At 58.2% G+C, this 24,396-nt stretch carries 23 protein-coding genes; 10 read left to right on the top strand and 13 right to left on the bottom strand.

The window, feature by feature from the left end; genetic code table 11:
- A complete protein-coding gene (locus QPM17_RS15545) occupies positions 1–960 on the top strand; it encodes a ketopantoate reductase family protein (protein ID WP_285391766.1) in 960 nt (319 codons plus the stop codon).
- Positions 960–1,517, top strand: a complete 558-nt coding sequence (locus tag QPM17_RS15540; protein WP_285391765.1) for a cob(I)yrinic acid a,c-diamide adenosyltransferase — start codon at positions 960–962, stop codon at positions 1,515–1,517. Before QPM17_RS15545 ends, QPM17_RS15540 begins: the two co-directional genes overlap by 1 nt.
- A 40-nt stretch (positions 1,518–1,557) precedes the next feature.
- On the opposite strand, the gene QPM17_RS15535 is transcribed toward QPM17_RS15540, so the two are convergent.
- The 4 genes from QPM17_RS15535 to QPM17_RS15520 all read right to left on the bottom strand — a co-directional run bounded on the left by QPM17_RS15535 (position 1,558) and on the right by QPM17_RS15520 (position 7,631).
- On the bottom strand, positions 1,558–3,588 hold the full coding sequence (locus QPM17_RS15535) for a methyl-accepting chemotaxis protein (protein WP_285391764.1): 2,031 nt from the start codon (positions 3,586–3,588) through the stop codon (positions 1,558–1,560).
- A 125-nt stretch (positions 3,589–3,713) separates the two neighbouring features.
- Positions 3,714–4,601, bottom strand: a complete 888-nt coding sequence (gene ampE, locus QPM17_RS15530; RefSeq protein WP_285391763.1) for a regulatory signaling modulator protein AmpE — start codon at positions 4,599–4,601, stop codon at positions 3,714–3,716.
- Positions 4,601–5,227 carry a 1,6-anhydro-N-acetylmuramyl-L-alanine amidase AmpD gene (gene ampD / locus QPM17_RS15525; RefSeq protein WP_422732774.1) on the bottom strand — a complete coding sequence of 209 codons (627 nt, stop codon included), beginning with the start codon at positions 5,225–5,227 and terminating at the stop codon, positions 4,601–4,603. The genes ampE and ampD overlap by 1 nt, the downstream gene beginning before the upstream one ends.
- 100 nt (positions 5,228–5,327) lie before the next feature.
- Positions 5,328–7,631 carry a DUF1631 domain-containing protein gene (locus QPM17_RS15520; RefSeq protein WP_285391762.1) on the bottom strand — a complete coding sequence of 768 codons (2,304 nt, stop codon included), beginning with the start codon at positions 7,629–7,631 and terminating at the stop codon, positions 5,328–5,330.
- A 222-nt stretch (positions 7,632–7,853) separates the two neighbouring features.
- Here QPM17_RS15520 and nadC point away from each other — a divergent pair, with 222 nt between their 5' ends.
- Positions 7,854–8,702, top strand: a complete 849-nt coding sequence (gene nadC / locus QPM17_RS15515) for a carboxylating nicotinate-nucleotide diphosphorylase (protein WP_285391761.1) — start codon at positions 7,854–7,856, stop codon at positions 8,700–8,702.
- 4 nt (positions 8,703–8,706) lie between these two features.
- Here the strand turns inward: nadC and QPM17_RS15510 are convergent, their stop codons facing one another.
- Genes QPM17_RS15510 through QPM17_RS15490 form a run of 5 tightly spaced genes read right to left on the bottom strand, consistent with a single transcriptional unit; the run spans position 8,707 to position 12,469 of the window.
- The gene (locus tag QPM17_RS15510; protein WP_285391760.1) at positions 8,707–9,045 is read right to left on the bottom strand and encodes a YqcC family protein; all 339 of its coding nucleotides are present in this window, start codon (positions 9,043–9,045) and stop codon (positions 8,707–8,709) included.
- A 9-nt stretch (positions 9,046–9,054) separates the two neighbouring features.
- Entirely contained in the window at positions 9,055–9,852 is a 798-nt protein-coding gene (locus QPM17_RS15505; protein ID WP_285391759.1) for a ParA family protein, read from the bottom strand.
- Positions 9,853–9,887: 35 nt separating this feature from the next.
- Positions 9,888–10,586: a DnaA regulatory inactivator Hda gene (hda, locus tag QPM17_RS15500; RefSeq protein WP_285391758.1), complete on the bottom strand. Its 699-nt coding sequence runs from the start codon at positions 10,584–10,586 to the stop codon at positions 9,888–9,890.
- Positions 10,583–11,143 carry a CDP-alcohol phosphatidyltransferase family protein gene (locus QPM17_RS15495; RefSeq protein WP_285391757.1) on the bottom strand — a complete coding sequence of 187 codons (561 nt, stop codon included), beginning with the start codon at positions 11,141–11,143 and terminating at the stop codon, positions 10,583–10,585. Before QPM17_RS15495 ends, hda begins: the two co-directional genes overlap by 4 nt.
- A gap of 33 nt (positions 11,144–11,176) precedes the next feature.
- Positions 11,177–12,469, bottom strand: a complete 1,293-nt coding sequence (locus QPM17_RS15490; RefSeq protein ID WP_285391756.1) for a DUF2066 domain-containing protein — start codon at positions 12,467–12,469, stop codon at positions 11,177–11,179.
- A 227-nt stretch (positions 12,470–12,696) separates the two neighbouring features.
- Between QPM17_RS15490 and purM the strand changes: the two genes are divergently transcribed.
- The 3 genes from purM to QPM17_RS15475 all read left to right on the top strand — a co-directional run bounded on the left by purM (position 12,697) and on the right by QPM17_RS15475 (position 15,283).
- Positions 12,697–13,761 carry a phosphoribosylformylglycinamidine cyclo-ligase gene (gene purM / locus QPM17_RS15485; protein WP_285391755.1) on the top strand — a complete coding sequence of 355 codons (1,065 nt, stop codon included), beginning with the start codon at positions 12,697–12,699 and terminating at the stop codon, positions 13,759–13,761.
- Complete coding sequence (purN, locus tag QPM17_RS15480) at positions 13,758–14,438, top strand: phosphoribosylglycinamide formyltransferase (protein WP_285391754.1); 681 nt, start codon at positions 13,758–13,760, stop codon at positions 14,436–14,438. Before purM ends, purN begins: the two co-directional genes overlap by 4 nt.
- An 89-nt stretch (positions 14,439–14,527) precedes the next feature.
- Positions 14,528–15,283, top strand: a complete 756-nt coding sequence (locus QPM17_RS15475) for a DUF3108 domain-containing protein (RefSeq protein ID WP_285391752.1) — start codon at positions 14,528–14,530, stop codon at positions 15,281–15,283.
- 11 nt (positions 15,284–15,294) lie between these two features.
- Here QPM17_RS15475 and QPM17_RS15470 read toward each other — a convergent pair whose 3' ends face one another.
- The 4 genes from QPM17_RS15470 to apbC all read right to left on the bottom strand — a co-directional run bounded on the left by QPM17_RS15470 (position 15,295) and on the right by apbC (position 19,146).
- Complete coding sequence (locus QPM17_RS15470) at positions 15,295–16,566, bottom strand: valine--pyruvate transaminase (protein ID WP_285391751.1); 1,272 nt, start codon at positions 16,564–16,566, stop codon at positions 15,295–15,297.
- Positions 16,567–16,634: 68 nt separating this feature from the next.
- Entirely contained in the window at positions 16,635–17,234 is a 600-nt protein-coding gene (locus QPM17_RS15465; protein WP_285391750.1) for a YjaG family protein, read from the bottom strand.
- Positions 17,235–17,289: 55 nt separating this feature from the next.
- Positions 17,290–17,856: a dCTP deaminase gene (dcd, locus tag QPM17_RS15460; protein ID WP_285391749.1), complete on the bottom strand. Its 567-nt coding sequence runs from the start codon at positions 17,854–17,856 to the stop codon at positions 17,290–17,292.
- A 189-nt stretch (positions 17,857–18,045) separates the two neighbouring features.
- Positions 18,046–19,146, bottom strand: a complete 1,101-nt coding sequence (gene apbC, locus QPM17_RS15455; RefSeq protein ID WP_285391748.1) for an iron-sulfur cluster carrier protein ApbC — start codon at positions 19,144–19,146, stop codon at positions 18,046–18,048.
- A 163-nt stretch (positions 19,147–19,309) separates the two neighbouring features.
- Between apbC and metG the strand changes: the two genes are divergently transcribed.
- Genes metG through rsxC form a run of 4 tightly spaced genes read left to right on the top strand, consistent with a single transcriptional unit; the run spans position 19,310 to position 24,390 of the window.
- Positions 19,310–21,343: a methionine--tRNA ligase gene (metG, locus tag QPM17_RS15450; RefSeq protein ID WP_285391746.1), complete on the top strand. Its 2,034-nt coding sequence runs from the start codon at positions 19,310–19,312 to the stop codon at positions 21,341–21,343.
- 36 nt (positions 21,344–21,379) lie between these two features.
- The gene (gene rsxA, locus QPM17_RS15445) at positions 21,380–21,961 is read left to right on the top strand and encodes an electron transport complex subunit RsxA (protein ID WP_027831664.1); all 582 of its coding nucleotides are present in this window, start codon (positions 21,380–21,382) and stop codon (positions 21,959–21,961) included.
- 15 nt (positions 21,962–21,976) lie between these two features.
- Entirely contained in the window at positions 21,977–22,555 is a 579-nt protein-coding gene (gene rsxB / locus QPM17_RS15440; protein ID WP_285391745.1) for an electron transport complex subunit RsxB, read from the top strand.
- A complete protein-coding gene (gene rsxC, locus QPM17_RS15435; protein ID WP_285391744.1) occupies positions 22,555–24,390 on the top strand; it encodes an electron transport complex subunit RsxC in 1,836 nt (611 codons plus the stop codon). The genes rsxB and rsxC overlap by 1 nt, the downstream gene beginning before the upstream one ends.
- Positions 24,391–24,396 lie beyond the last annotated feature (6 nt).

Genomic DNA, 24,396 nt, shown 5'->3' with positions numbered 1-24,396 from the left:
ATGAACGGCCGCATTGCCATTCTGGGGGCCGGCGCCCTCGGACAGCTTTGGGCGGGGTATCTGCCAGACGGAAAAGTGGCATTTATACCCCGCCCCGGTTCCTCTGGAGGGCCGGGCAAAGCCGCACTGGAATACACGCTTGAACGGTTCGATGGTGTTACCATCCCCGTCACCGTACCCTGGCTGACCAGCCCTGCAGACAGTCCCTCCCTGCTGCTGGTCACCACCAAGGCGGGCGATACCCTCAGCGCTCTGGAAACCCTGGTGCCGGAACTGTCCCCAGACACACCCATTGTGCTGTTCCAGAATGGCATGGGCAGCCAACAGTCCGTCGCAGAGCGCTGGCCGCAAAGGCCAGTCCTGGCGGCCAGCACCACCGAAGGAGCCAATCGCCCGGAGCCCGGTCATACAGTCCATGCCGGCAGGGGGCAAACCTGGGTCGGAGCCCTCACCGACAGCGCAAAACCGGTTCTGGAGCCGGTGGTTCGGGCCCTCGCCACCAGCGGCCTTGCCATTCACCCTGCCACCGACATCCACCAGAGACTCTGGGACAAACTTGTCATCAATGCCGGCATCAATGCCTTTACCGCCATTCTCAACTGCCGCAACGGCGACATTCTGGGTAACGGGTTCTATCAGCAACATATCGACGACCTGTGCAGGGAAATCGCGGCAGTGCTCTCAGCGGAGGGCTGTCAGCCATTAACACCTGCCACAATCCGCGAGCGCATTGAAGGCGTGGCCCGAAGCACGGCAAAGAATACCTCGTCTATGCTGAGCGACCGGCAACAGGGCCGGACCACCGAGATCGATTTCATCAACGGCTATATTGCGCACCGCGGACAGGCACATGGAATCGACGTCCCGGTGAACCAAATGCTGACAGAACAGGTACAACAACTGTCGGCTGATGCAAAAGCCGGGACACCAACCAACCAGATCACGCCGGGAGCATCCTGATGGGCAATCGCCTTTCCAAAATCTATACACGTACCGGGGACGACGGATCCACCGGGCTGGCCGACGGCAACCGCATTGCCAAGAACGCCCAAAGGGTGGAAGCCATGGGCACGGCGGACGAGCTGAACTGTCAGATCGGGCTGCTGATCGAGTGCCTGGATAGCGATGATGAGCTCGTGGAGAGCCTGCGCCGTATCCAGCATCACCTGTTCGACCTGGGCGGGGAGTTTGCGATTCCCGGCAGCAAGGTCATCGGTGACAGCCACATCCAGTGGCTGGAACAGACCCTGGATTCCCACAACGAACACCTGCCGCCCCTGAAGAACTTTGTTCTCCCGGGCGGGTCCGCGGCTGCAGCCCAGTGCCATATGGCCCGCGCCATCTGCCGCCGCGCTGAACGGGTCGTTGTTGCCCTGAGCCATGAGGACTCTATCAATACCGACTCCAGACATTACCTGAACCGGTTATCGGATCTGCTGTTCGTGTTCGCCCGTAGCCTGGCGAGACGTAATGGGGGAGAGGAAATTCTGTGGGAACAGAAAAAGTCCGGAATCTAGACTGCTAACATGGGCCTCCGGTTCGGAGGCCCTGTCGCCATCAGACCTTGAAGGCTTCCACCAGTCGTTGCAACGAGGCGGTCAGCTGAGACATCTCGCGGGAGGACGCCAGCGTCTCCTCTGCATTGTCCGCCGTTTTCTGGCCCAGCACACTGATCTGCTCAACATTGGTATTTACGTTTTTCGCCACCGCAGACTGCTCTTCCGCGGCCTGGGCAATCTGGTGACTCATATCCACGATGGTCGAGATGCCCTGGGCTATCCGGTCCAACGCCTCGGTGACTTCCGAGGATTTCCTGACGGTAGTTTCGGTGACATCATGACTATTGGTCATGGCCGCCACTGCCTCTTTCACGCCGCTTTGCAGACGGGAAATCATACCTTCAATTTCTTCCGTGGACTTGTGAGTGCGCTGGGACAGCGATCTCACTTCATCTGCAACCACGGCAAAGCCCCTGCCCTGTTCTCCGGCGCGAGCTGCCTCAATAGCGGCATTCAACGCCAGCAGGTTGGTTTGCTCGGCAATAGCCTTGATTTCCACCAACACCTGGCTGATGTTGTCGCTATCCGTGTTAACACGGTTAATAACCCCAACCGCACCGGAAATTTCGGTCGCGAGCCGGTTAATGGTTTCAACGGTATCAGCGACCACTTCGCGTCCTTTTTCGGTATCTTTCTCCGCCGTACTGGCGCTATCAGAAACCCGGTGGGCGCTTTCCGTTACTTCGTTAACCGCCTCGACCATCTGGCTCATGGCCTCGTTGATCTGGCCGGACTCTTCCATCTGACGGGCCACCGCTTCACTGTTGGCGGCGGCGGTGTCGTTGACCCGGGTTGCCTGGCTATCAACGTCTGACGTAGTGCTGCTGACTGACCGGATCAGCTCGGCAATGCGGTCCGTCATACTGTTGAACTCTGTGGTCAGCTCACCCAGTTCATCGCGGTTATCCAGCTCAATGTGTGCCGTCATATCGCCTGCGGCAACACTGCGCGCCGCTTCGCTGAACCGGTTGATAGCAAGGCGCACCGACATGAAGAAACCAACGTAGAGATACACCACCACCAGCAGCACGACAACCAGAGCAACAATAATCAGCCGCCGCTGTTCAATCTCATCATCCAGACGTGCATTGAGGTTCTGGCTGACCACGTCGAATATGCCCTTCGTAAAGGCGTCATAGTAGAGCAGCTGGCTCTCTACCGTGCTGTTGAAATCCTGCCATGGCAGCTCCAGGCGCATGGGGGTGATAACATTTTGATCAAGTTCGTCGCGAATATCGATCAGACTTCCCTCAATGCCCTGCACAGCATTGCCGGCTTCCTGCGCCAGCGTCGGAGACGCATCAAGTGCAACAGAAAGGGCGGGGCCCAGAAGCGAGGATCGATTAGTCAGTTGATCGTAGATTTCGTTGAGCACATCACTGAGGCTGTAACCCACCTGCCCTTCCAGCAAGGCATAGATCCCGAAAGAGCGGGCCCTGCCGATAATGCCCTCGGCATCCGGAAGCGCCTCACGCACAAGCCCGAGCAACAGAAGGTTCTCCCGCGAGGCATCCTGTCCCAGACCGGAAATCTCAATGGTGGCCGAAAGCATGGCACGGACCTTCTGGACAAACTCCTGATAATACTTGAACTGCGGGTCGATGTTGCCCTGGTAACTGTCGGTTGCCCTCAATTCCTGCCACTCTTCCTGCAGCGTCGCAACCTGGTCCGACCAGTTACCGGAGGTATCGAAACGAGCGTTGGCACTGACCAGCTCGCCCAGAATGCTGTCAATCCTGTCGGCGGCCTCGTCTGACCTGGAGAGCAATTCACTCTCATCCTTGATCTTGCCCGGTGCCCGGAAGTCACGGTATTCAACAGACGCCTGGAGGAGAGTGTCGACTTTCTCCAGCTGCTCCAGCCCCTCGACACCCCGGGTAATGGTTTCCACCGAACGGTTCAGCTCACTGATCACCAGCCAGGAAAGGGCAACGATAGGCAGCAGGAACAGGACGCTGATCAGACTGAACTTGTAGAACATCGGCAGCCGGTTCATCAAGGACACTGCAGGCTTGATAAGCTGGTTCACGTTTACCCCCACAAAAGGCATGGAACGAATGAAACTTTATTCTATTTGTTTATATTGTCGACTAAAGTACTACAAACTTGAGTATTTTTCGGCGAATAAATGTAACTTTTATTAACATACGAGGCCTATCTGACCCCGGCAATCACCAGCAGGGCCAGCGCACAGATCCAGACCAGCATGCTGCGGCTCAGCAGGTCCCGGATGGCATCCAGGCTGCGGCGACCATAATTCGCCCATTCATCGGGGTGAATCCGTGAAAATCGCCCCGGATCCAGGGCATAACCTGTCAATGCTCCGTTGGCGGCGTCCATCAACACCTCGTCAGTTTTCAGCGCCACACCGGTCAGAGTACGTTTGCCTTCACTCATCCAGCCGGCAAGGTCCCCGGCCACGCCAAAGGTGAGCGACAATAGTCGGGAAGGTAACCAGTTCAACACCTCGGCCAGGGCAGCAAAGCCGGGCCTTGCTGCTGCCTGTGGCCAGTGGTCCCGCAACGCTATTACGCCCCTTGCAAAAAAAGCGACGGTAATACCTCCCAGCACGTACCAGAAGGCAATCAGGAAAAACCGTTCGAAAACAGTCACCATCAGGGTGCGCGACAGTATCAGGTGCATGGCGTCTGGCGAGACCGCGGCTCCGCGCTCTCCTGCCGGGAGCAGGTCCTTGATATGGTGCCATGCGGCCTGCATGTCGCCCCTGGCCCACGATGCACTGTAAGCTTCCAGGGGAGATCGCCAACCTGGCGCGCCCATCAGCATGACCAGCAACAGAAACTCCAGTGGGTAGGCAGCCACTCTCCAGCCCTGCTCACCCAGGAACCACTCGCAAAGACCGAGCAACAGCGCCGGCAGAGCCACCATGAACAACCCTTTCCACTTCGCCGATTCCTTCCCTGCGCGCACCTGGCTACTGCGACGGAAGGCCGCACGCCAAAGAGGATCGACAGACCAGAGATTTGCTGCATCGAGCTTGCGACGCGTCAGATACGCCAGCAGAAACACCACCAATACCATCAGCCGCCCCCCTCTTCGTTATGCCGGGAATCCAGCATTTTCCGGTAGTGGGACCAGTCAAAGGCGGGCCCAGGGTCGGTTTTGCGGCCCGGTGCAATATCACTATGACCTGTGATTCTGTCCGGGGTGATCTCCGGCCAGGCCGCAATGATCTGCTGCGACAGTTCCACAAGCGTCTGGTACTGGGCAGCGGTATAGGGAATGTCGTCCGCTCCTTCCAACTCAATCCCGATTGAGAAGTCGTTGCACTCTTCTTCTCCCCGGAAGCAGGATCGACCTGCATGCCACGCCCTGTCCAAAAGGCTGACAAACTGCACGGGCAAGCCATCACGACGCACCAGCAAATGGGAGGACACCCTCATGCCGGCAATGGTCTGGAAATAGGGGTGTTCGGCAGCATCCAGCTGATTGCAGAAAAAGCGCTCTATGGCGTCACCACCGAACTTCCCTGGCGGCAGGCTGATGTTGTGTACCACCAGAAGTGAAATGCGCGCGTTATCCGGGCGCGGGCCGAAGTTCGGTGAAGGGCACCAACGGGCCATGGTCACACGCCCGGTGCGGCGCAGCCTTGAAGCCGGAGTTTCAGAAGGGTCAATGGAACGGTCGGACGTATTTTGTTCAGACAATGTGTTTCCAGCAGGCCGGCGACGGATGTTTCATAACCATCCGTCTCTGTTAGGTTTATGCCTGTGATTGAAGCACAAACTTACCGGCTGCGCTATACGGTCAGTCTTTGCGACTGCTTCGCAGGTTATCGATGATCGACTCCAGGGCACGGTCAAAAATGAGGCCATCATCAAGCATGGTGATTTCTTCAGCAGCCAGGGCGGCCGCGAGCTCCTCACGCTGGTATTCGGCCACTTTCGCACCACTGCGATTAACGAAGATGTATTTGCCGGTCGCCTTGATAAAGGCAGCCAGTTTGCAGCGAATCTTGCTGCCGTCGCGGGTCAGCTCAATCCAGGACCCGACTCGAAGACCCTCGGCACGCGCCAACCACTGTGGGTCAGGTTCACTGTCAGCCACAGGGGCTACAGCAGGCTCGGTACTGGCGGTTTCCAGCGTGGACGCCTGTTGCGGTTCCGGAGCCGCTGGCGCGGGTGCCGGCACTGCGCTTTCCCGTGCCTCTTCCGGCGCGGGCGCTGGATGCTCAACCTCGGGCGCTTTCGTCTGTGCCGGCTCTTCGACTGGTGCGGGACGCCGGGATGTTGTCACCAGCCGCTGAAATACGTCCACATGGGCCAGCTCAAGATCGCGAATGGCCGCATCGGTGGCGAACGGGTCCCAGGCTATTTCCTGTAACGCAGATCGCAGCCCGTCCACAATGCCGGGGATTGCCCTCAGCAATTCACTGCGGGTGCCATCTTCAATCGGCTTCGGGTCAACACTCCAGACCAGGCGACGGGTCAATGCGGCCGCTGCCTGCCATCGGTCACTGTCCTCGCCTTCCCGCAGCACGATCCACTGCAGATATTTGGACCAGGCTTCGTTCAGCAGGGTGACTACCTGGGGCGGCAGCTCACGGCCAGCCATCTCTTCGGCCAACAGGGCTTCCGTGGCCTTCGAGGCCCTTTCCTGTTTGGCCCGACCCTCCTCCGCATCGCGAAGACGCTGCTCTACCAGCTCTCGGCGGCGGCGATCCAGGTCCATGAAATGACCAAAATCACTCAGCAGCTCGCTGAATATTTCGACGTTGTCGGTGAACTCATTGAGGACGCGGTCAACAACGGATTCAATTTTCTCCCGTAACGGGTCACGCTGGCCTGCTTTTTTCTCGGTCCAGCCAATGGCTGACATGGCAAGCTCGTTCAGGAGCTTCCTCACCGGATGCCCGCCGCGGTTAAAGAAGTTCCTGTCGCTCAGCGCCACCTTTAACACCGGAATCTGCAAACGCCCGATGACTGCCTTCATGACGGGGTGCAACTGGCGGTCTTCAAGGATAAAGTCAAACAGCATGGAGACCAGGTTGATAACATCGCTGTCTACCTGGCCGACATTGAGCCTGCCCCCTGTTTCCGCCCGGAAAACTGGCTGCAGCTGCTCAGACAGTGGCACCACTTCGCCCTGCCCCCAATGGACAGACTGCGCCTGTATATCGCTCAATCGCGACATCAGAACACCGGTATCCATCAACCCGGCGCTTCCGGACGGGAATCCGGCCTCGCCGCCCTGCCCTTGCCCCTGATGCAACAGTGCACTGAGTTCAGAGAAGGTGGCGCGGACATCATCGGAGGGCGCTGTCAGAGGTCCTGTGGATTCATCCCCGTGTCGCGCTGACAATACACCCCCACCCTGGACTGCCCCCTGAGCTGCCCGTCCGGAAGGGGAGCGACCGCCTGTCGGGGCGCGGCGCATATCTGGCAGGACACCCTCGGCAATCAGGGTCTTGTTGGCATCCCTGTACACGTCGCCCAGAATTCCCACCAGCAAACGGTCAAACAGCTTCAACACCACCAGTTTGGCCCGGATGTCTATTTCCAGGTCAGCGCAGGCTTCCGCAACGCCACCGCAGATTACCTCGGGGCTCAGGGGCATCTGGCTGTCATCAAGCTTTACAGATGGCACCAGGTGAGAAACCCGGACATTCAGCAGACGAATCAGTTCGGCGTGCTGGTTACGAAGCTTGTTGATCAGGTTGTCTATGGCCACCTGCTGCTCAAGCTCGGAGTGGTCCACCAGCGCCAGTGAGTCCTGGTCGACTTCATCCAGACTGCCGCTTCCACCCCCCGGGCGGAAGCGGCCTATTTCGTTGAAGGCACGACTGACGTATTGCAGAACTGAAACCGTCATGCTCTTGCGGCGCAACCTGAGTTCCCGCATCGCGTCGAAATAGGCGGTCTGGTCCTGATTGGTGCCGGCTTTGTCCGCCAGCTCGAAAAGAGCATCGTCGGCTCTGTCAAAGAAACCGGACATCACTGCCTTCAGCGACTGACCCGATACGTCACGCAGGCGCACCAGCGAACCCGGCAGGGAAAACCTGTCTGGCAGCTTCCGGGTATTGAAACTTACAACCTTGTTATCCTGCGCCATTCGGCTACTCCGGACGGTGACAAAAGAGATGTGTTATTGCACATCTTAGGGCCTACCCACGTCACCTTGTGTCAGAATTTGTCACCTTTTGTGTTTAAGTGATGGACATCACAGTTTAGCAGTGTGACTCACTTCTGTTTGGCGAATTCACTGGCGGGCTTTAGAATCAGTGTCCCGAATCAATTGCGTCACCCATACCCAGAAACGACCGGAATTCCAACCATGATCCCAGCCGAACTGCTCCGCCAGTCCCGTATCGAAAATGTCGCCCAAAGCCTCAGGGAAGATGTTGGAGATGGCGACATCACCGCTATGCTGATACCGGAAAACCGGATAAGTCGTGGGCAGGTTGTCACTCGTGAAACCGCCATCATTGCTGGTCGAGCGTGGGTTGAAGAAGTTTTCAGGCAGGTGGATCCCCAGGTTTCTCTGGCGTGGAAGGTTAGCGACGGGGATAAGGTCGATCCCGACCAGCTGCTGTTTACGATGGAAGGACCGGCCCGCAGCCTGCTCACCGCAGAGCGCACGGCTCTGAACTGGCTTCAGATGCTCTCAGGCGTTGCCACTGCCTGCGCAGGATACGCCCGTCGGGTTGCCCATACCGGGGTGCAGCTACTCGATACCCGGAAAACCCTTCCGGGCCTGCGCCTTGCCCAGAAATACGCAGTGACCTGTGGTGGCTGCCATAACCACCGCATTGGCCTTTGGGATGCGTTCCTCATCAAGGAAAATCATATTGCCGCCTGCGGGTCGATCGCCAACGCAGTGAAGGAAGCCCGCCGCATAGCCCCTGGACGTCCCGTGGAAGTAGAAACCGAGAACTCTGATGAGCTCGAGCAGGCCCTTGCCGCCGGGGCGGATATCATCATGCTGGACGAGTTTTCGCTCGACGATATGAAGAAGGCAGTCAGCCGCACCGCCGGTGCAGCAAAACTGGAGGCTTCTGGCAGCATTAACAGCGAGACCCTGGTGCCGGTGGCAGAAACAGGCGTGGACTACATCTCCATCGGGGCGCTGACCAAGGATGTGCGCGCCGTGGACCTGTCCATGCGGCTTGAAACAACAGGCTGACGGATCAGGACTGCGCCGAAAGCAGCCGGTCCATTTCCGCCAGCTCCCGAATCAGGCGATGACCGGATTCGGTTCTGCCCCGGAAATGCTCCTCCGCCATAGGCGCCATTCCCGATACTTCTGGCAATGGGTGCTCGTTTTCAATCAGCACCTTCATGCGGCTGACAAATACAAACTGAAGCCACTGGGTAAATTCCAGGGTATCCACCGCAAACGGTTTTGTACTCTGTAATGCCTCGTCAGGTGGTGGATCAGTTTCCCAGGCGTCAATCCGCCGTAACTCGATCTCGATCTGCAGCAGGCTGTCCGCCACGCGGGCGGTATGGTCAGACCGTCTTGCCATGGTTCACTCTCAGTCGGCCAGTGGTTCCAGTTCAACAGTTTCTCCGTGAAGCACCCGGTAAAGGTCTTCATACTGTCGTGTCAGAGGGTGCTTCGGAGCCATGTGAATCAGCGGCTGACGGCTCTGGTGGGACTCTTTCATCTTAACCGAGCTGGACAACCTCACCGGCAACACAGGAAGCCCCTCTTCAATCAACTCGCGGACCAGTTGTTTGGGCAGGCTGGCCCTTGGCTGGAACTGGTTCGCGACAATGCCTTCCACGACCAGATCCTCGTTGTGATCTTCCTGCAATTCCTGAATTTCGTGGAGAATACTGTAGAGAGCCTGTCGGGAAAAGTCGTCACAATCAAAAGGAATAAGGCACCGCTGTGCGGCGATCAGCGCCGAACGGGTATAGAAGTTCAGCGCCGGAGCCGTATCGATATAAATCTCGTCGAAGGATTCCCCCAGTTTCTTGAGCGCTTCCCTCAATTTATAGATCTTGTGCTTGGCTTCCAGCTTGCGCTCAAGAAAGTCCAGCTCGGGACTCGACGGCATGACAAACAGATTGTCAAAAGGCGAGGCATGAACAAACTCGTCGGCGCGGCGGTTAAACACCGTAAAAGCGACAGTCTGCTCCAGATAGTCCGCTATCGTGTCCTTGAGCTCCGCTGCCGGCCTGCCAAGCAGATAGTGGGTCGAATTGCCCTGGGGGTCGAGATCGACGACCAGTGTGCGTTTGCCCCTGGCAGCACTGATGGCAGCCAGGTTACAGGTGATACTGGATTTACCGACACCGCCTTTCTGATTGAACACGACTCGTCTCATATCTGTCCCCTGACCTGTTCCCTGTATTTTTTCAGCTACCAGCCCATCACTGACTTCACAAACGGTATCGTGAGTCGGCGCTGGGCACGTAAAGAGTTTTCGTCCAGACGATCCAGAATCGCCAGAAGATCGGCAAGCTTTCTTGGCGCACGCTTGAGTATGAATGCCGCCACATCATCACCGAGGACCAGCCCCCGCTGCTCGGCCCTGGCCATCAGAATCCGGAGCCGGTCATCGTCACGGTTGATGCCCAGTTGAATCGTCAACCCGTGGCGCAACCGTGATACCAGATCCGGCAACAGGAATGGCAGTTCGCCCGGCACTTCGGACAGGCTGACGACCATCAGGTTGCCACCATCATTAACCCGATTGTACAGATGGAAGACCGCTTCTTCCCAGTTTTCCCGGCCGGCAATGAGATCCAGGTCGTCAAGGCAGATCACCGACTGGTTTTCCAGCCCTGCCAGTGCGTCCGGCCCGAACGGCAATAACTCCTCCACACTGACGCACACGGCACTCTGTCCGCGACGCTCGGCAAGGTGACAGACGGCCTGCAACAGATGACTCTTGCCGGTATCGGCGTCGCCACAGACCGCGACAACGGGCACCGGTGATCTTTGCTCGCAGGCATCCTTCAGGCGCGCCGCTGCCGCCGCATTCCTGTCCCCGTGGAAATTATCGAACCGGGCATCGTCCCGAAGCTTGACGCCCAGCACCAGTTGAGAAGCACTCACTGTCTCTTGATCCTCCAGGCTTTCAGGCTCCAGATGCCGATGTAATGCCCTCCACTGAACACTGCGGAAACCGCTACCAGCAGGATACCAGCGTCAATTACCCATGGCTGCATTGGCAGGCCTGCCAGCAGAATGATAATCGCGAGAGCCACCAATATCTGAATCAGTGTGTTGAGTTTTCCGGGAATGCTGGGCTGCAACTCGAACCGACCGACGCCATAGTGGAACGCCAGCCCACCGCACACAATCAGGAGATCCCTGCCCAGAACCAGCCAGAACAGCCATGGCGGCAGGACGCCGGTCAGGGTAAGCATGAGGTAGGCCGTAATCAACAGCGCCTTGTCAGCCAGAGGGTCCGCAATGGCGCCCAGCCTGGTGCGCCAGTCAAAGTGGCGGGCGAGGAAACCATCAATCGCATCGGTGGCTGACGCAACGAAGAAGATTACCAGGGCAAGCCGGTATTCCTTGGCCAGGAGAGCAGCAGCGAAGGGGGCGATCAGCAGTATGCGCAGAAACGTCAGCGCATTGGGAATCCAACGCCAGCGGTGCGCACTCATGACACGCCTCCCTCGACCTTCAGCACCCGAAAATTACTCTCCGTCTTCCGAGTCAATGATAGGGGAAGGCTGCCAGCGGTAATGCAGCACCTGGTATAGCGACTCGAATGCCTGCTCAGACTCCTGCTCATCCACCAGTAGTGGTTGATACACAAACAGGGGGTTGGCGGAGGCATCGGCATTCTCAGTGCTGTCTTCTGCCAGCGCAACACCGCCTTCCGGGGCCTCCAACACCTGCTCGTCAGCCTTGTCTTCAGTGGTGTCGTCGCCGCCAGCAGCGGGCATCCTGGACACTTCCGCATCAGAGAGCGGTACCAGACGGGGATCAAGGGCAATGTACTGCTTCAGCTGTTCCATTTCCCCGGAAAAAACAACCCGCAGCTTCAGCTGGTCGTCTTTGGCCTGGGTGGCGCCAGCCTCCACAACCGGGGAAAGCTTCTTGAGAGCGCCGTTCACCCGTGCATAATCCGTCAGGCTGGTCACACCATGCACCACGATGTCCACTTGCGGCGACTCGCCCACATCGCTACCTGCAACCGCATAGCGATCTGCAAACATCTCTGCCCAACGCCCGATAACCCTCGCGGCCAGATCTTCTTTGGTATCGGCGGTTACTGACTGCTCCGTACTGTCCAGCCCCATGCCATCGAACACCCATCCAGCACGCCACTGTGAGCCGGACCGGCTGACCCTCACCAATGAGATCAGATCATGCTCAAGGTCTTCAGAAGCCCTCTGGACACTGGAGGTGAACTGGCCCCAGATATCAGACAACAATTCCCGCTCCTGCTGAAAATCCTCCGGGGGCAGACTCACCGGCAGTCCGCGTCTGACAGCGGCATCCTGAAAAACCTCCCGCCACTCGTCATCCTCGGCAGCACTCTCCCCGTCAGCATGAACCAGGGTACGACGGCCTCTTTCCTCTACCGCAATCCATGCCAGTGTCAGCGGCCGGTTAGCACCCCATACCGGCGCATCAACGGAAGCAAGAGCGCGATTGACGCCCACCGCGCCAAACGACATGCGCAGGCGGTGATTGCCCTCATCCGAACGCAGGAACTGATATGACTGCAACAGGGATTCGGCATCGTCCAGCAATGCCTCAACGCCCTCGTTGCCAAGCACATCGCGGGTGCCCGATACACGGACAAAAACCTGGCTCAGTCCGTCGGCATAGCCCTGCTCCAGATCCGATGGCTGGGAACTCGCCACCGGCACCTCCACAGAATAGAGTCCGGTGACCGTGACAGCGGCCGCCGGCGCAGCCATCAGCGCCAGAAGACCGAATAACCGCACCGACCGACGGATTATTTGCGCTGCCTGCATCGAGATTTTTCCTGAGTCTGGCATGAAACACCCTGCAATTCGTCTGAATGGCGCATAGGATACACCAAGCCCCATGGTGTGAGTAGCTAACCGGGATTGCAGAAAGTCAATACAGCCTGCGAGCGCCCACACAACAGCAAACATGGCAATTGCATTTGGAGCGCCACTCCGCACCTGTTAAAATCCGGCGCCTGACCCACTGTCCAAACCAAACGGTTAAGCACACCATGAGCGAACAGAAGCCCTCCCTCACCTATCGTGACGCCGGCGTTGATATTGACGCAGGAAACGAACTCGTCAACCGAATCAAGAACACGGCTGCTCGCACCCGCCGCCCCGAAGTTCTCGGCGGCCTCGGAGGCTTTGGCGCCATGGTTGCCATACCCCCGGGCTACCATGAACCGGTTCTGGTGTCTGGCACAGACGGCGTGGGCACCAAACTCAGGCTCGCCATGCAGCTCCAGAAACACGACACCATTGGTATCGACCTTGTTGCCATGTGCGTCAACGACCTGGTCGTGGGCGGCGCGGAACCCCTCTTCTTTCTGGACTACTACGCCACCGGCAAACTGAACGTGGATGTGGCGGCCCAGGTGGTTGAGGGTATCGGCAAGGGCTGTGAACAGGCAGGCTGCTCCCTGGTGGGTGGAGAGACTGCCGAAATGCCCGGCATGTATGAAGGCGACGATTACGACCTGGCCGGCTTCTGTGTGGGTGTTGCCGAGCGCAGCGAGATCATCGACGGCAGCCGCGTGCAGGCCGGTGACGCTCTGCTGGCGCTGGGCTCTTCGGGCCCGCATTCCAATGGCTATTCACTGATCCGCAAGATTCTCGAGGTCAGCAATGCCAACCTGAGCCAGACCATCGGTGACATCACCCTTGGCGATGCCCTGATGGCCCCGACCCGCATATACGTGAAAAACCTGCTTCAGCTGGCCCGTGAAGTGGATGTTCATGCGCTTTCCCACATCACTGGCGGCGGCTTGCCAGAGAACATTCCCCGGGTCCTGCCTGACGGCCTGGTCGCCGCTATCGACACCGACAGCTGGAAGTTGCCGCCGATATTCCAGTGGCTGAAGGATGCCGGCGGAGTTGCCAGTGAGGAGATGTACCGCACCTTCAACTGCGGCGTGGGCATGATCGTCTGCGTGCCTCCCAATCAGCGTGAGCTGGCAATGGACACCCTGAACGCTCTGGGTGAAAAGGTCTGGCAGATTGGCGTGATTGAATCCGCAGACGACTCAGCCGCCTCGGCCTCTGTTCGCTATGCACCAGGGCTGTTGTCGGTATGAAGGCAGATTCAGTAACCGCACCCCGTATTCTGGTTCTGGCCTCGGGAAGTGGCACCAATCTCCAGGCCCTCATTGACGCCAGCCGGGAACGCGATTTTCCCGGCCAGATCGTGGCCGTAGGCTGCAACCGGCCCCAGGCTTTTGCCCTGGAGCGGGCTGCCCAGGCGAACATCGACACTTTTACCGTAGATCACACCCGCTACGGGTCCCGTGAGGAGTTCGACGGTGCGTTGATGGCAGAAATTCGCCGCCATAACCCGGACCTGATCGTCCTGGCTGGATTCATGCGAATCCTGACTACGGATTTTGTGCGGGCGCTCCGCGGCACCATGCTGAATGTTCACCCCTCGCTGCTGCCGAAGTATACCGGCCTGAATACCCACCAGCGCGCTCTGGAGGCAGGAGACAAGGTGCATGGCGTGTCCATTCATTTCGTCACCGAGGAACTGGATGGCGGCCCGGTCATTGCCCAGGCCGAAGTCAGCGTGGCACCGGACGATACCCCGGAGTCCCTGGCGGAGAAGGTCCAGCAGAAAGAGCATCTGCTTTACCCCATTGTTGTCCGCTGGTTCTGTGAAGGGCGAATTCAATTGGGCACAGACTATGTGGTTTTCGACGGCCAGCCCCTGAACAGACCTCTGGTGCTTCCTGACGACAGTTCCGCAGTCACCGCCTGAAGTAAACTTATCGTCATCTGTGGAAGCATTCAGGCGCGCTAGACTACCCAGGGACAGGAATCCCTGTATTGCGTAACCGGAGAAACCGTATGCCCATGAAACACAGCTCCTCAGCCCGGCTCGTCATGCTGGCCCTGCTGCTTTCTGGCGCAGCCCTGGCCCAGACTGCCGAGGAGACACAGACTACCGAGGAGACAGAGGAGATTCCCCTCCAACCCATGGAACTCAGCTACAACGCATCCATGGATAAGGGCATCTCGCTTAGCGGCAGCGCCCGCCGCATTCTGGAGCAGCAGGACGACGGCACCTGGCGATTTCGCACCGACGTGGACTCCTTTATTGCCGATATCGATGAATCCCTCATTTTTCGCTGGGAGAACAACCGGGTTATCCCTCTGCGTTACCGTTACAAATTGTCCGGCTTCCTGATCAGGGACAGGAAGGAAGCGATCAACTTTGACTGGGACAACATGGTGGTCAGCGGCCACCATGAGGGCGACAAGTTTTCCATGGAGCTGGAGAAAGGCACCCTTGACCCAATGGGCTACCAGCTTCAACTGAGCCAGGACATCAAGGCAGGCAAACGTGAAATGGAATACCGCGTGGTGGACAAGGGCGACTACGACACCGACCGCTTTGCCGTCGTTGATGAGGAAATCCTGAACGCCAACGGCGAGGAAATAAGAACCCTCAAGGCAGAGAAAGTCCGTGACAGCAGCAGCAAACGGCAATCGCTGATGTGGTTCGCACCGGAAAGGAACCACCTGCTGATCCGCTTCCTGCAAGTGGAGCCGGATGGCAGCGAGTATGAATTGACCATCAACGAGGCCACGATTGGCCATTGACCAGCACGCTTCTACGCCCTGGCAGCAGCCCAGACCGACTTCACTTCATCGGCAATGATGCGCAGCCCCTCGGCAACCCGCTCATCGTCCTGGGAATAGGTCACCCGCAGGCATTCGTGGCGATGACGCCAGTCATCCTCCGGCAGCCCCGGGAAGAAATAGTGACCGGACACCACCAGCACACCTCTCTCCTTCAACCTCTGATAAAGCTCCAAGCTGGAAATGGGCAAATCCGGAAACCACAGCCACAGGAACATGGCGCCCTCCGGCTTGTGGACATACCAGCGACAACTGTCTTCGCCCATGGCGTCACGGAATACGGCAACAGCCCGCTCCATCTTCGCCTTGTAGAAGGGGCAGACCACGTCACGGCTCAAGGACAGGATTTCCCCGGAACGCACCAGCGGTTCGGCAAGCATGGCACCAAAGCTGCCAGTGGCCAGATTCATGATGGCATTGATGCCTGACAACGCCTTGATCACTGGTGCTGCGGCGATAACGATACCAGTACGCACAGCCGGCAAACCGAACTTGGAAAGACTCAGGCACAGAATCACCTGCTCATTCCAGTGGGGCGTGGCGTCCACAAACAGCAGGTTCGGGAAGGGTGTGCCGTAGGCGCCATCCACGATCAGCGGAATATTGTGCTGTCGCGCCATGGCTTCCAGCCGGGCCAGCTCTTCGTCGGTTACAACATTGCCGGTGGGATTGGTGGGACGGGAAACGCAGATCGCGCCGGTCTCTCCAGTAACTTCAACCGCATCGAAGTCGACTCGATACTTGAATTCGTGGGCGTCAGTAAACGATATATCGGGTTGCACAGCGTGAAACAGGCCGGGTTCGATCCCTGCGTCGGCGTAACCGATGTATTCCGGCGCCAGTGGCAAAAGGATGTGCTTATGCACACCGTCACCATAGTCACCGCCGAACATGTTGAAGAGCATGAAAAAGGCAGCCTGACTGCCATTGGTTAGAGCGATGTTCTCCGGCTTCAGGCCCCAGCCATACTCCCGGTTCAGCAGCTCTGTCAGCGAGGCGATAAACTGCTTTTCGCCCTGAGGTGGATCGTAAATACCCACCAACCGGCGGGTGTCACCGTCGCTCCGGGCCATATCCCCCAGGATCTGCTGCACCCGCGCCTGGATCTCCGGAATGTGGCCGGGATTTCCGCCCCCCATCATGATCATGTCATCGCCGGATGCGAGGGCATTACCCAGGTCATCCATTAACGAGGTGATGCCCGCATCTGCGGTAAATTTTCGGCCGAACGAAGAGAGTTTCATGATGCGTGTCTGTATCGGTTAAATCGGGTTGTCATTCCAGTGTAGGACAGAGCCGGCATCGCCGCCGGTCAGTCGTTCAGGGAGATGCCAAGATTGCTCACACCATCATTAGCGGCATCCGCGCGGATGCGCTCGACAAACTGACTTGTGGGCGTACGCTGGCGCTTGAGGGCGAGCACCAGCTCACGCTGGAACACCTTGTCCTCTTTCATCAGCGGATGCTGCTCCAGCAGGCGGACCAGTTCGTCCTCTTCCAGATCTTCCCCTTCCGAGAGCTCAATAAAGTTCACCACCGTAGCCGTGGCCATCTGTGATGCTTCGGTCGCGCGATGCTTGCCCGGATTCAACCGGTTCAGCAACGCCTGCTCCAGCAGCTGGCAGAAATCGAAAGCGGGGTATACACCATAGGCATCGTAGGCATTCACATCCGGGGACAGGGCTTCCAGCTTTGCCAGCAGCTGGGGAATGGCCGCCTCGGAGGCGTCTTTTTGCAACATTTCCCAGCCCAGATCTAGCAGTTGTCGCATTTTTGCACCGGTTTTAAGTTCAACGGCGTCCGCAAAAAGGGCGTAATTGGGGAAGGAGCGCTCCGCCAGGGCCATCAGGAAGGTGAATTCCCGCCAGCCCTGCAGTTGTGATACCGCTTTCAGAAACTGATTGGCATTCACTTTGGATCTCTCCTGAGGGTGTTGCTTGCCGGGACCGTGTCTGTGGCCTGGGCGCTCATGCTCGCGGCAGGGTCACACCTGTCTGGCCCAGGTATTTTCCGCCCCGGTCCTTGTAACTGATGTCGCAGATCTCGTCGGACTCGAAAAAGAGCATCTGGGCAACGCCTTCGTTGGCGTAGATTTTGGCCGGCAGGTTGGTGGTGTTGGAAAACTCCAGGGTCACCTGCCCTTCCCACTCCGGCTCCAGCGGTGTGACGTTAACGATGATACCGCAACGGGCGTAAGTGGATTTGCCAAGGCAGATGGTCAGTACACTGCGGGGAATACGAAAGTATTCCACCGTGCGCGCCAGGGCGAAGGAGTTCGGCGGGATGATGCAGACGTCGCCGGTGTAGTTGACGAAGCTGTTGTCGTCGAAGTTCTTCGGGTCCACGGTGGCCGAGTGAACGTTGGTGAAGATCTTGAATTCGTTGCTGCAACGGACATCGTAGCCGTAGCTGGATGTTCCGTAGGATATTACGCGGCCTTTTTCGGTTTCGCGGACCTGATCATACTCGAAGGGCTCGATCATTCCGTGTTCCCGGGACATCCGGCGAATCCAGTGGTCGGATTTGATGCTCATGGGTGACGTCTCGTATCCATAAAAAAGAGAGGCGGTAGTTTACCTGTTCGATTTTTGTCTGTCGAAGCTTTGGGCTTTTGAATCCCACCTCTAGCTTGGGGGCTGCGGCTGCGAAGAGGGCGGGTTTGAAACACGCCCTCTTCGCAGCCGCGATCTGACAGTTTGCGTGGATCAGCCTGTCTACCGGGATCAGTGTTCGGTTACAGATACACTGGAAATGGAACCGGTGAGATTTCTCTCTCTCGTGGACAGTTCCGCGCCTACCCGCCGGGCGATGTCTTTGTAGCGTCTTGCCACTTCCGAGTCGGGTTCCGCCACGACTGAGGGCGTGCCACCGTCGGTCTGTTCGCGGATGGTCATGTGCAGCGGTAGCTGGCCCAGTAACGTGGTGTCGTATTCTTCAGCGATGCGTTCGCCGCCGCCGTGGCCGAACAGGGGTTCTTCGTGGCCGCAGTTGCTGCAGATGTGAACGCTCATGTTTTCCACGACGCCCAATACAGGGATTTCCACTTTGCGGAACATTTCGATGCCTTTCTTACCGTCCAGCAGGGCGATGTCCTGGGGCGTGGTAACGATGACCGCACCGGTAACCGGGACTTTCTGGGCGATGGTTAGCTGGATATCGCCGGTGCCCGGAGGCATGTCGAGGATAAGGTAGTCCAGTTCGTTCCACAGGGTCTGCTGGAGCAGTTGCATGACGGCGCCGCTGACCATGGGGCCGCGCCATACCATGGGGGTTTTGTCGGTGACGACGAAGGCCATGGAGTTGGCCTGCAGGCCATGGGCTTCCATGGGCACGAAGTATTTGTTTTCCCGGGTGTCCGGGCGCTTGCCTTCGGGCACGCCCAGCATCATGCCGATGCTGGGGCCGTAGATGTCGGCGTCGAGGATGCCCACGCGGGCGCCTTCGGCCTGCAGGGCCAGTGCCAGGTTGACGGCGGTGGTGGATTTGCCCACACCGCCCTTTCCGGAGGCAACCGCAATGATGTTTTTCACCCCGGGAACGGACTGGATATCTTTCTGGCCCTTATGGGAGTGGATGCGCTGTCCCACGTGGACATCGACGCTCTCCACGCCTTCAACGTCGTCTAGGGCGTTGGTGAGCAGTTCCTTCAGGGCGCCGGCGATCCCCTTTGAGGGATATGGCAACTCGATCATGACGGTTACCTTGCCATTGTCGTCCGTCGTCAGGGATTTCACCGCGCCCAGTTCATACAGATCCTTGCCCAGGTATGGGTCGCGGTACTGTTTTACCGCAGTTTCCAGTGCGTGCTGTGAAATCTGTGCCATGGGAGTCTCCGGATATAGCGCTGAAAGCAGGTGTTTCGGGTGAAAAAACTTTGCTTGGAAGGTATCATCTGTGCCCGTTTCTGGCCATAAGGAGTTTTGATCCTGAACAAGGCCTGCAAACGCGAACGCCCAACTCCTGACGAATGAAGGTTCGGACCACAACATGACGCAAGCGAGTTCAAAGCAACAGCGCGATATTCTGGTAACCAGCGCCCTGCCGTACGCCAATGGCCCCATCCATCTGGGCCATCTGCTGGAATACATTCAGACCGACATCTGGGTGCGCTATCAGAAAATGCGAGGCCAGAACTGCTACTACGTCTGTGCCGACGACGCTCACGGTACCGCCATCATGCTGCGGGCCGAGCGGGAAGGCATCTCGTCCGAAAACCTGATTGACCGCATACGACAGGAGCACCAGGAGGATTTCGGCGGCTTCCATATCCGCTTCGACAACTATTACACCACCCATTCCGAAGAAAACCGTCAGTTCTCGGAATACATCTACCGCCAGCTGCAGGAAAACGGCCACATTGCCACCCGCAAGATCACCCAGGCGTACGATCCGGAAAAGAACATGTTCCTGGCGGACCGGTTTATCAAGGGCACCTGCCCCAAATGTAAAACCGAAGACCAGTATGGGGACAATTGCGAGGCCTGCGGCGCCACCTATACCCCGGCAGAGCTGATCAACCCGCGCTCGGCGGTGTCCGGCGCCACGCCCATCGAAAAAGAATCCGAGCACTATTTTTTCCGCCTGCCGGCATTTGCGGATTTTCTCGCCAACTGGACCCGCAGTGGCACCCTGCAGCCCCAGGTAGCCAATAAACTGGCAGAGTGGCTGGATGCCGGCCTCCAGGAATGGGATATCAGCCGCGACGCGCCCTACTTCGGTTTCGAGATTCCGGACGCCCCGGGCAAGTACTTCTATGTCTGGCTCGATGCCCCTATCGGCTACCTGGCCAGCTTCAAAAACCTGTGCAACCGGGAAGGCATTGATTTCGAGCACTTCTGGAAAGCGGATTCCACTGCCGAGGTCTACCACTTCATCGGCAAGGACATCATCAACTTCCACGCCCTGTTCTGGCCATCCATGCTCCACAGCGCCGGTTTCCGTACGCCGAGTGCGGTCTGGGCCCATGGTTTCGTGACGGTGAACGGCAAGAAGATGTCCAAGTCCCGCGGCACCTTCATCATGGCCCGCACCTACCTGGATCATCTGAACCCGGAATACCTGCGCTACTACTTCGCCGCCAAACTTACCGGTAGCGTCGATGACATGGACCTGAACCTGGAAGACTTCGCCGCGCGAGTCAACTCGGACCTGGTCGGCAAGGTGGTGAACATTGCCAGCCGCAGTGCCGGGTTTATTACCAAGCGCTTTGATGGCCAGCTAGGCACCGTAACCGAGCACGACAAGCTGAAAGAGTTCATCGATGCCGGCGATGAAATCGCGGACTTTTACGAAGGCCGGGAATTCGGCCGTGCCATGCGGCGCATCATGGAGCTGGCGGATGTCGCCAACCAGTATGTAAACGATGAGCAACCCTGGGTGATTGCCAAGCAGGAAGGCCAGGATGACAACCTGCAGGCCATCTGCACCAATGCCATCAACATGTTCCATCTTCTGATGACCTACCTGGCACCGGTACTGCCGGAAACCGCGAAAGCCTCGGAGGCGTTCCTGAAGGCGCCGCTGGACTGGAACAAACGGGAAGAGCGGCTGGAGAACCACGGCATCAACAAGTTCAAGCCACTGATGAACCGCGTCGATATGACCCAGATCGAGAAGATGCTTGACGCCTCGAAGGAAGAATTGCCTGCAGCGACGGGACAGAAAGCGCCAGAAGCCAATCTTGAGCCCATCGCCGACGAGATAGAATTCGGGGATTTCGCGAAAGTGGATCTTCGGGTTGTTAAAATAGTCAAAGCTGAGCATGTGGAAGGCGCGGACAAGCTTCTTCGCCTGACCCTTGACGTGGGGCATGGCGAACGCAATGTGTTTGCTGGTATCAAGTCTGCGTACAAGCCAGAGGATCTGGAAGGGCGGCTGACGGTGATGGTTGCCAACCTCAAGCCAAGGAAAATGAAGTTCGGGATGTCCGAAGGTATGGTTCTGGCGGCAGGGCCGGGGGGCAAGGATATCTTTATCCTGTCTCCCGACTCCGGCGCTATCCCCGGCATGCGGATCATGTAACAGGATGGGGTTCCAGCAAGTGACGGAGCAGGGCTGATGACTGAGTATCTGCTGATCCTGGTCAGCACCATACTGGTGAACAATTTTGTGCTGGTGCAGTTCCTGGGGCTCTGCCCCTTCATGGGCGTGTCCGGAAAACTGGAAACCGCCATGGGTATGTCGCTTGCCACCACCTTTGTGCTCACCCTCGCGTCAGTGTGCAGCTATCTGGCTTATACCTATCTGCTGGAACCGCTTGACCTCGCATTTCTGAGAACGATTACCTTTATTCTGGTCATCGCTGTAGTGGTACAGTTCACGGAAATGGTGGTTCGCAAGACCAGCCCCCTGCTCTACCGGGTACTGGGCATCTTCCTGCCACTGATCACTACCAACTGCGCCGTTCTCGGCGTTGCACTGCTCAACATCAACAAAAACAACAACTTCGTGGAGTCTGTCCTTTACGGTTTTGGCGCCGCAGCGGGTTTTTCCCTGGTACTGGTGCTGTTCGCTGCCATGAGGGAACGTATTGCTGTAGCCGATGTGCCGGTTGCCTTCCGGGGCGCCGCCATTGGTATGGTAACGGCTGGGTTGATGTCACTGGCTTTCCTGGGTTTTACCGGCCTGGTCAGCGTCTGACGGAGCGTTTTTGTTATGTGGACGAGCATACTGATTGCCGTACTGGTTCTGCTCGCGCTGGCCGTGGTCTTTGGCGGCCTTCTGGGCTTTGCTGCCGAACGTTTCCGGGTTGAAGGTAATCCTCTGGTAGACCAGATCGATTCCCTGCTACCCCAGACCCAATGCGGTCAATGCGGCTATCCCGGCTGCCGCCCCTACGCTGAGTCCATTGCCAACGGCGGGCCCATCAACAAGTGTCCCCCTGGCGGTGAAACCACCATCAAGGCCCTGGCGGACCTGCTGGATGTGGAGCCCGAACCGCTGGATGCGGAACACGGTGTGGAACAGGCCAAGCGCGTCGCGGTTATCCGTGAAGATGAATGTATCGGATGCACCAAGTGCATCCAGGCGTGTCCGGTGGACGCCATCCTGGGTGCGGCAAAACATATGCACACGGTCATCGAGAGCGAGTGCACCGGTTGTGACCTCTGCGTGGAACCCTGCCCGGTGGATTGCATCGACATGGTAACCGTGGAGCCGGACATCCGCTCGTGGACCTGGACGCCGCCCGGTTCGGGCGTGATCGCCACCGATCGCCAGGGAGCCAGCGCCTGATGACACAGCTCTGGGACTTCTCCGGCGGCATCCATCCGGCCGAAAACAAGCACATTTCCACTGCCAGACCCATCACCAGGGCGGGTATTCCCGAGTTGCTGGTGTTGCCGCTACAGCAACACATCGGCGATCCGGCTGAGGCCTGCGTGGAAGTGGGGGAACGGGTTCTGAAGGGTCAGAAGATTGCCGACGTTACCGGCGGCATGGGTGTTCCCGTCCATGCCCCCACTTCCGGCACCATCGAATCCGTCAGCCTGCAACCGGTTCCTCACCCTTCCGGTATGAGCGACTGGTGCATTACCCTCCGGCCCGACGGCAAGGATGAGTGGACAACTCTCAGCCCTGTCGCCAACTTCCGCGAACTGGAGCGGGAAGCCGTTCTGGACCTGATCCGGGAAGCAGGTATATCAGGCATGGGGGGCGCAGGCTTCCCGACCAGCATCAAGCTGCGTCCGCCGAAAGACCGTAAAGTGAACACGCTGATTCTCAACGGTGCCGAATGCGAGCCCTATATCACCGCCGACGATATGTCGATGCGGGAAAAGGCAGACGAGATCCTCGCCGGCTTACGGATCATGGCATGGCTGCTGCGCCCGGAGCGCTGCGTAATTGCTGTGGAGGACAACAAACCGGAGGCCATTGCAGCGCTCAGGAAAGCCGCCGAGGGCACACAGACTGAAATTGCAGTCATCCCCACCAAGTACCCGTCCGGTGGCGAAAAACAGCTTATTCAGATCCTCACCGGTATGGAAGTGCCCAGCGGTGGCATACCGGCCGATATCGGCGTGATGTGTCAGAACGTGGGTACTGCTATCGCTGTAGGCAGAGCCGTTTTTAACGGTGAGCCTCTGATTTCTCGCGTCACCACCGTTACTGGCCAGGCGGTGGCCGATCCGGGCAATTTCGAGGTGTTGATTGGTACGCCAATTGACTACCTGCTGGCGCAGGCGCGACTGGACGAGAATGCGCTTCACCGTCTGGTATTGGGGGGGCCGATGATGGGCTACACCCTTGAGACTCCGGCCGTTCCGGTGGTGAAAACCAGCAACTGCGTGATTGCAGCCACCGCCGCGGAACTACCTGACCCCGCGCCAGAGCAACCCTGTATCCGTTGTGGGGCATGCGCCGAAGCATGCCCCATGGAGCTGCTGCCCCAGCAGCTGTTCTGGTACTCCAGAGCTGGTGAGCTCGACAAGGCCGAGCATCTGAACCTGTTTGACTGCATTGAGTGTGGCATCTGTTCCTATGTCTGCCCCAGCTCCATTCCCCTGGTGCAGTATTACCGTGCCGCCAAAGGCGAAATCCGGGTACAGCAGGCCGAACAGCTGAAGGCCGACCGCGCCCGTGAACGTTTTGAGGCCCGCCAGGCAAGACTGGAGCGGGAAAAGCAGGAGAAAGAACAGCGCCGAAAGGAGCGGGCAAAGGCAGCCGCCGAAGCTCAGGCGAAGAAACAGGCAGAAGCCGAAAAAGCCGAGTCCCAGGGCCAGCCTGCAGACGAACGCGCCGCCAGAGCAGCTCAGGTTCAGGAAGCCCTGGCCCGCAAAAAGGCCAAAGCACCACAGTCGGCGGAAGCAGACAGCAAGAGCCGTGATGAGACTGAAAGCCAGCCGGCACCGGATATAGAGGCGCTGGAAAAACAGCTCAGCCAGGCCACGGCCAAGCTCAACACCATGCAGAGCATGCTGGATGATGCAAAAGCGGAAAATGCTGACAACGTCGAGAAACTGGAGCGGGCCGTCACCAAGAACCACGACCGGGTGAAAAGGGCAGAAGAGGCTCTGGCCGAAGCCCGGCGATACGCAGAAGCCACCGAAGCCCAAACGACTGACACATGATGAACA

Origin of the sequence: Marinobacter azerbaijanicus, assembly GCF_030250645.1 — a bacterium.
In the GTDB taxonomy this organism is placed as follows: domain Bacteria; phylum Pseudomonadota; class Gammaproteobacteria; order Pseudomonadales; family Oleiphilaceae; genus Marinobacter; species Marinobacter azerbaijanicus.
This window is presented reverse-complemented; position numbering and strand designations above follow the sequence as displayed.

Bases quoted from the DNA above. Each gene is read 5' to 3' on its own strand.
- QPM17_RS15490 (WP_285391756.1), bottom strand. From the start codon at position 12,469: ATGCAGGCAGCGCAAATAATCCGTCGGTCGGTGCGGTTATTCGGTCTT.
- QPM17_RS15545 (WP_285391766.1), top strand. From the start codon at position 1: ATGAACGGCCGCATTGCCATTCTGGGGGCCGGCGCCCTCGGACAGCTT.
- rsxC (WP_285391744.1), top strand. From the start codon at position 22,555: ATGACACAGCTCTGGGACTTCTCCGGCGGCATCCATCCGGCCGAAAAC.
- dcd (WP_285391749.1), bottom strand. From the start codon at position 17,856: ATGAGCATCAAATCCGACCACTGGATTCGCCGGATGTCCCGGGAACAC.
- QPM17_RS15475 (WP_285391752.1), top strand. From the start codon at position 14,528: ATGCCCATGAAACACAGCTCCTCAGCCCGGCTCGTCATGCTGGCCCTG.
- purM (WP_285391755.1), top strand. From the start codon at position 12,697: ATGAGCGAACAGAAGCCCTCCCTCACCTATCGTGACGCCGGCGTTGAT.
- rsxB (WP_285391745.1), top strand. From the start codon at position 21,977: ATGTGGACGAGCATACTGATTGCCGTACTGGTTCTGCTCGCGCTGGCC.
- nadC (WP_285391761.1), top strand. From the start codon at position 7,854: ATGATCCCAGCCGAACTGCTCCGCCAGTCCCGTATCGAAAATGTCGCC.
- QPM17_RS15505 (WP_285391759.1), bottom strand. From the start codon at position 9,852: ATGAGACGAGTCGTGTTCAATCAGAAAGGCGGTGTCGGTAAATCCAGT.
- QPM17_RS15540 (WP_285391765.1), top strand. From the start codon at position 960: ATGGGCAATCGCCTTTCCAAAATCTATACACGTACCGGGGACGACGGA.
- QPM17_RS15495 (WP_285391757.1), bottom strand. From the start codon at position 11,143: ATGAGTGCGCACCGCTGGCGTTGGATTCCCAATGCGCTGACGTTTCTG.
- apbC (WP_285391748.1), bottom strand. From the start codon at position 19,146: ATGGCACAGATTTCACAGCACGCACTGGAAACTGCGGTAAAACAGTAC.
- metG (WP_285391746.1), top strand. From the start codon at position 19,310: ATGACGCAAGCGAGTTCAAAGCAACAGCGCGATATTCTGGTAACCAGC.
- purN (WP_285391754.1), top strand. From the start codon at position 13,758: ATGAAGGCAGATTCAGTAACCGCACCCCGTATTCTGGTTCTGGCCTCG.
- rsxA (WP_027831664.1), top strand. From the start codon at position 21,380: ATGACTGAGTATCTGCTGATCCTGGTCAGCACCATACTGGTGAACAAT.
- ampE (WP_285391763.1), bottom strand. From the start codon at position 4,601: ATGGTATTGGTGGTGTTTCTGCTGGCGTATCTGACGCGTCGCAAGCTC.
- QPM17_RS15510 (WP_285391760.1), bottom strand. From the start codon at position 9,045: ATGGCAAGACGGTCTGACCATACCGCCCGCGTGGCGGACAGCCTGCTG.
- QPM17_RS15470 (WP_285391751.1), bottom strand. From the start codon at position 16,566: ATGAAACTCTCTTCGTTCGGCCGAAAATTTACCGCAGATGCGGGCATC.
- QPM17_RS15520 (WP_285391762.1), bottom strand. From the start codon at position 7,631: ATGGCGCAGGATAACAAGGTTGTAAGTTTCAATACCCGGAAGCTGCCA.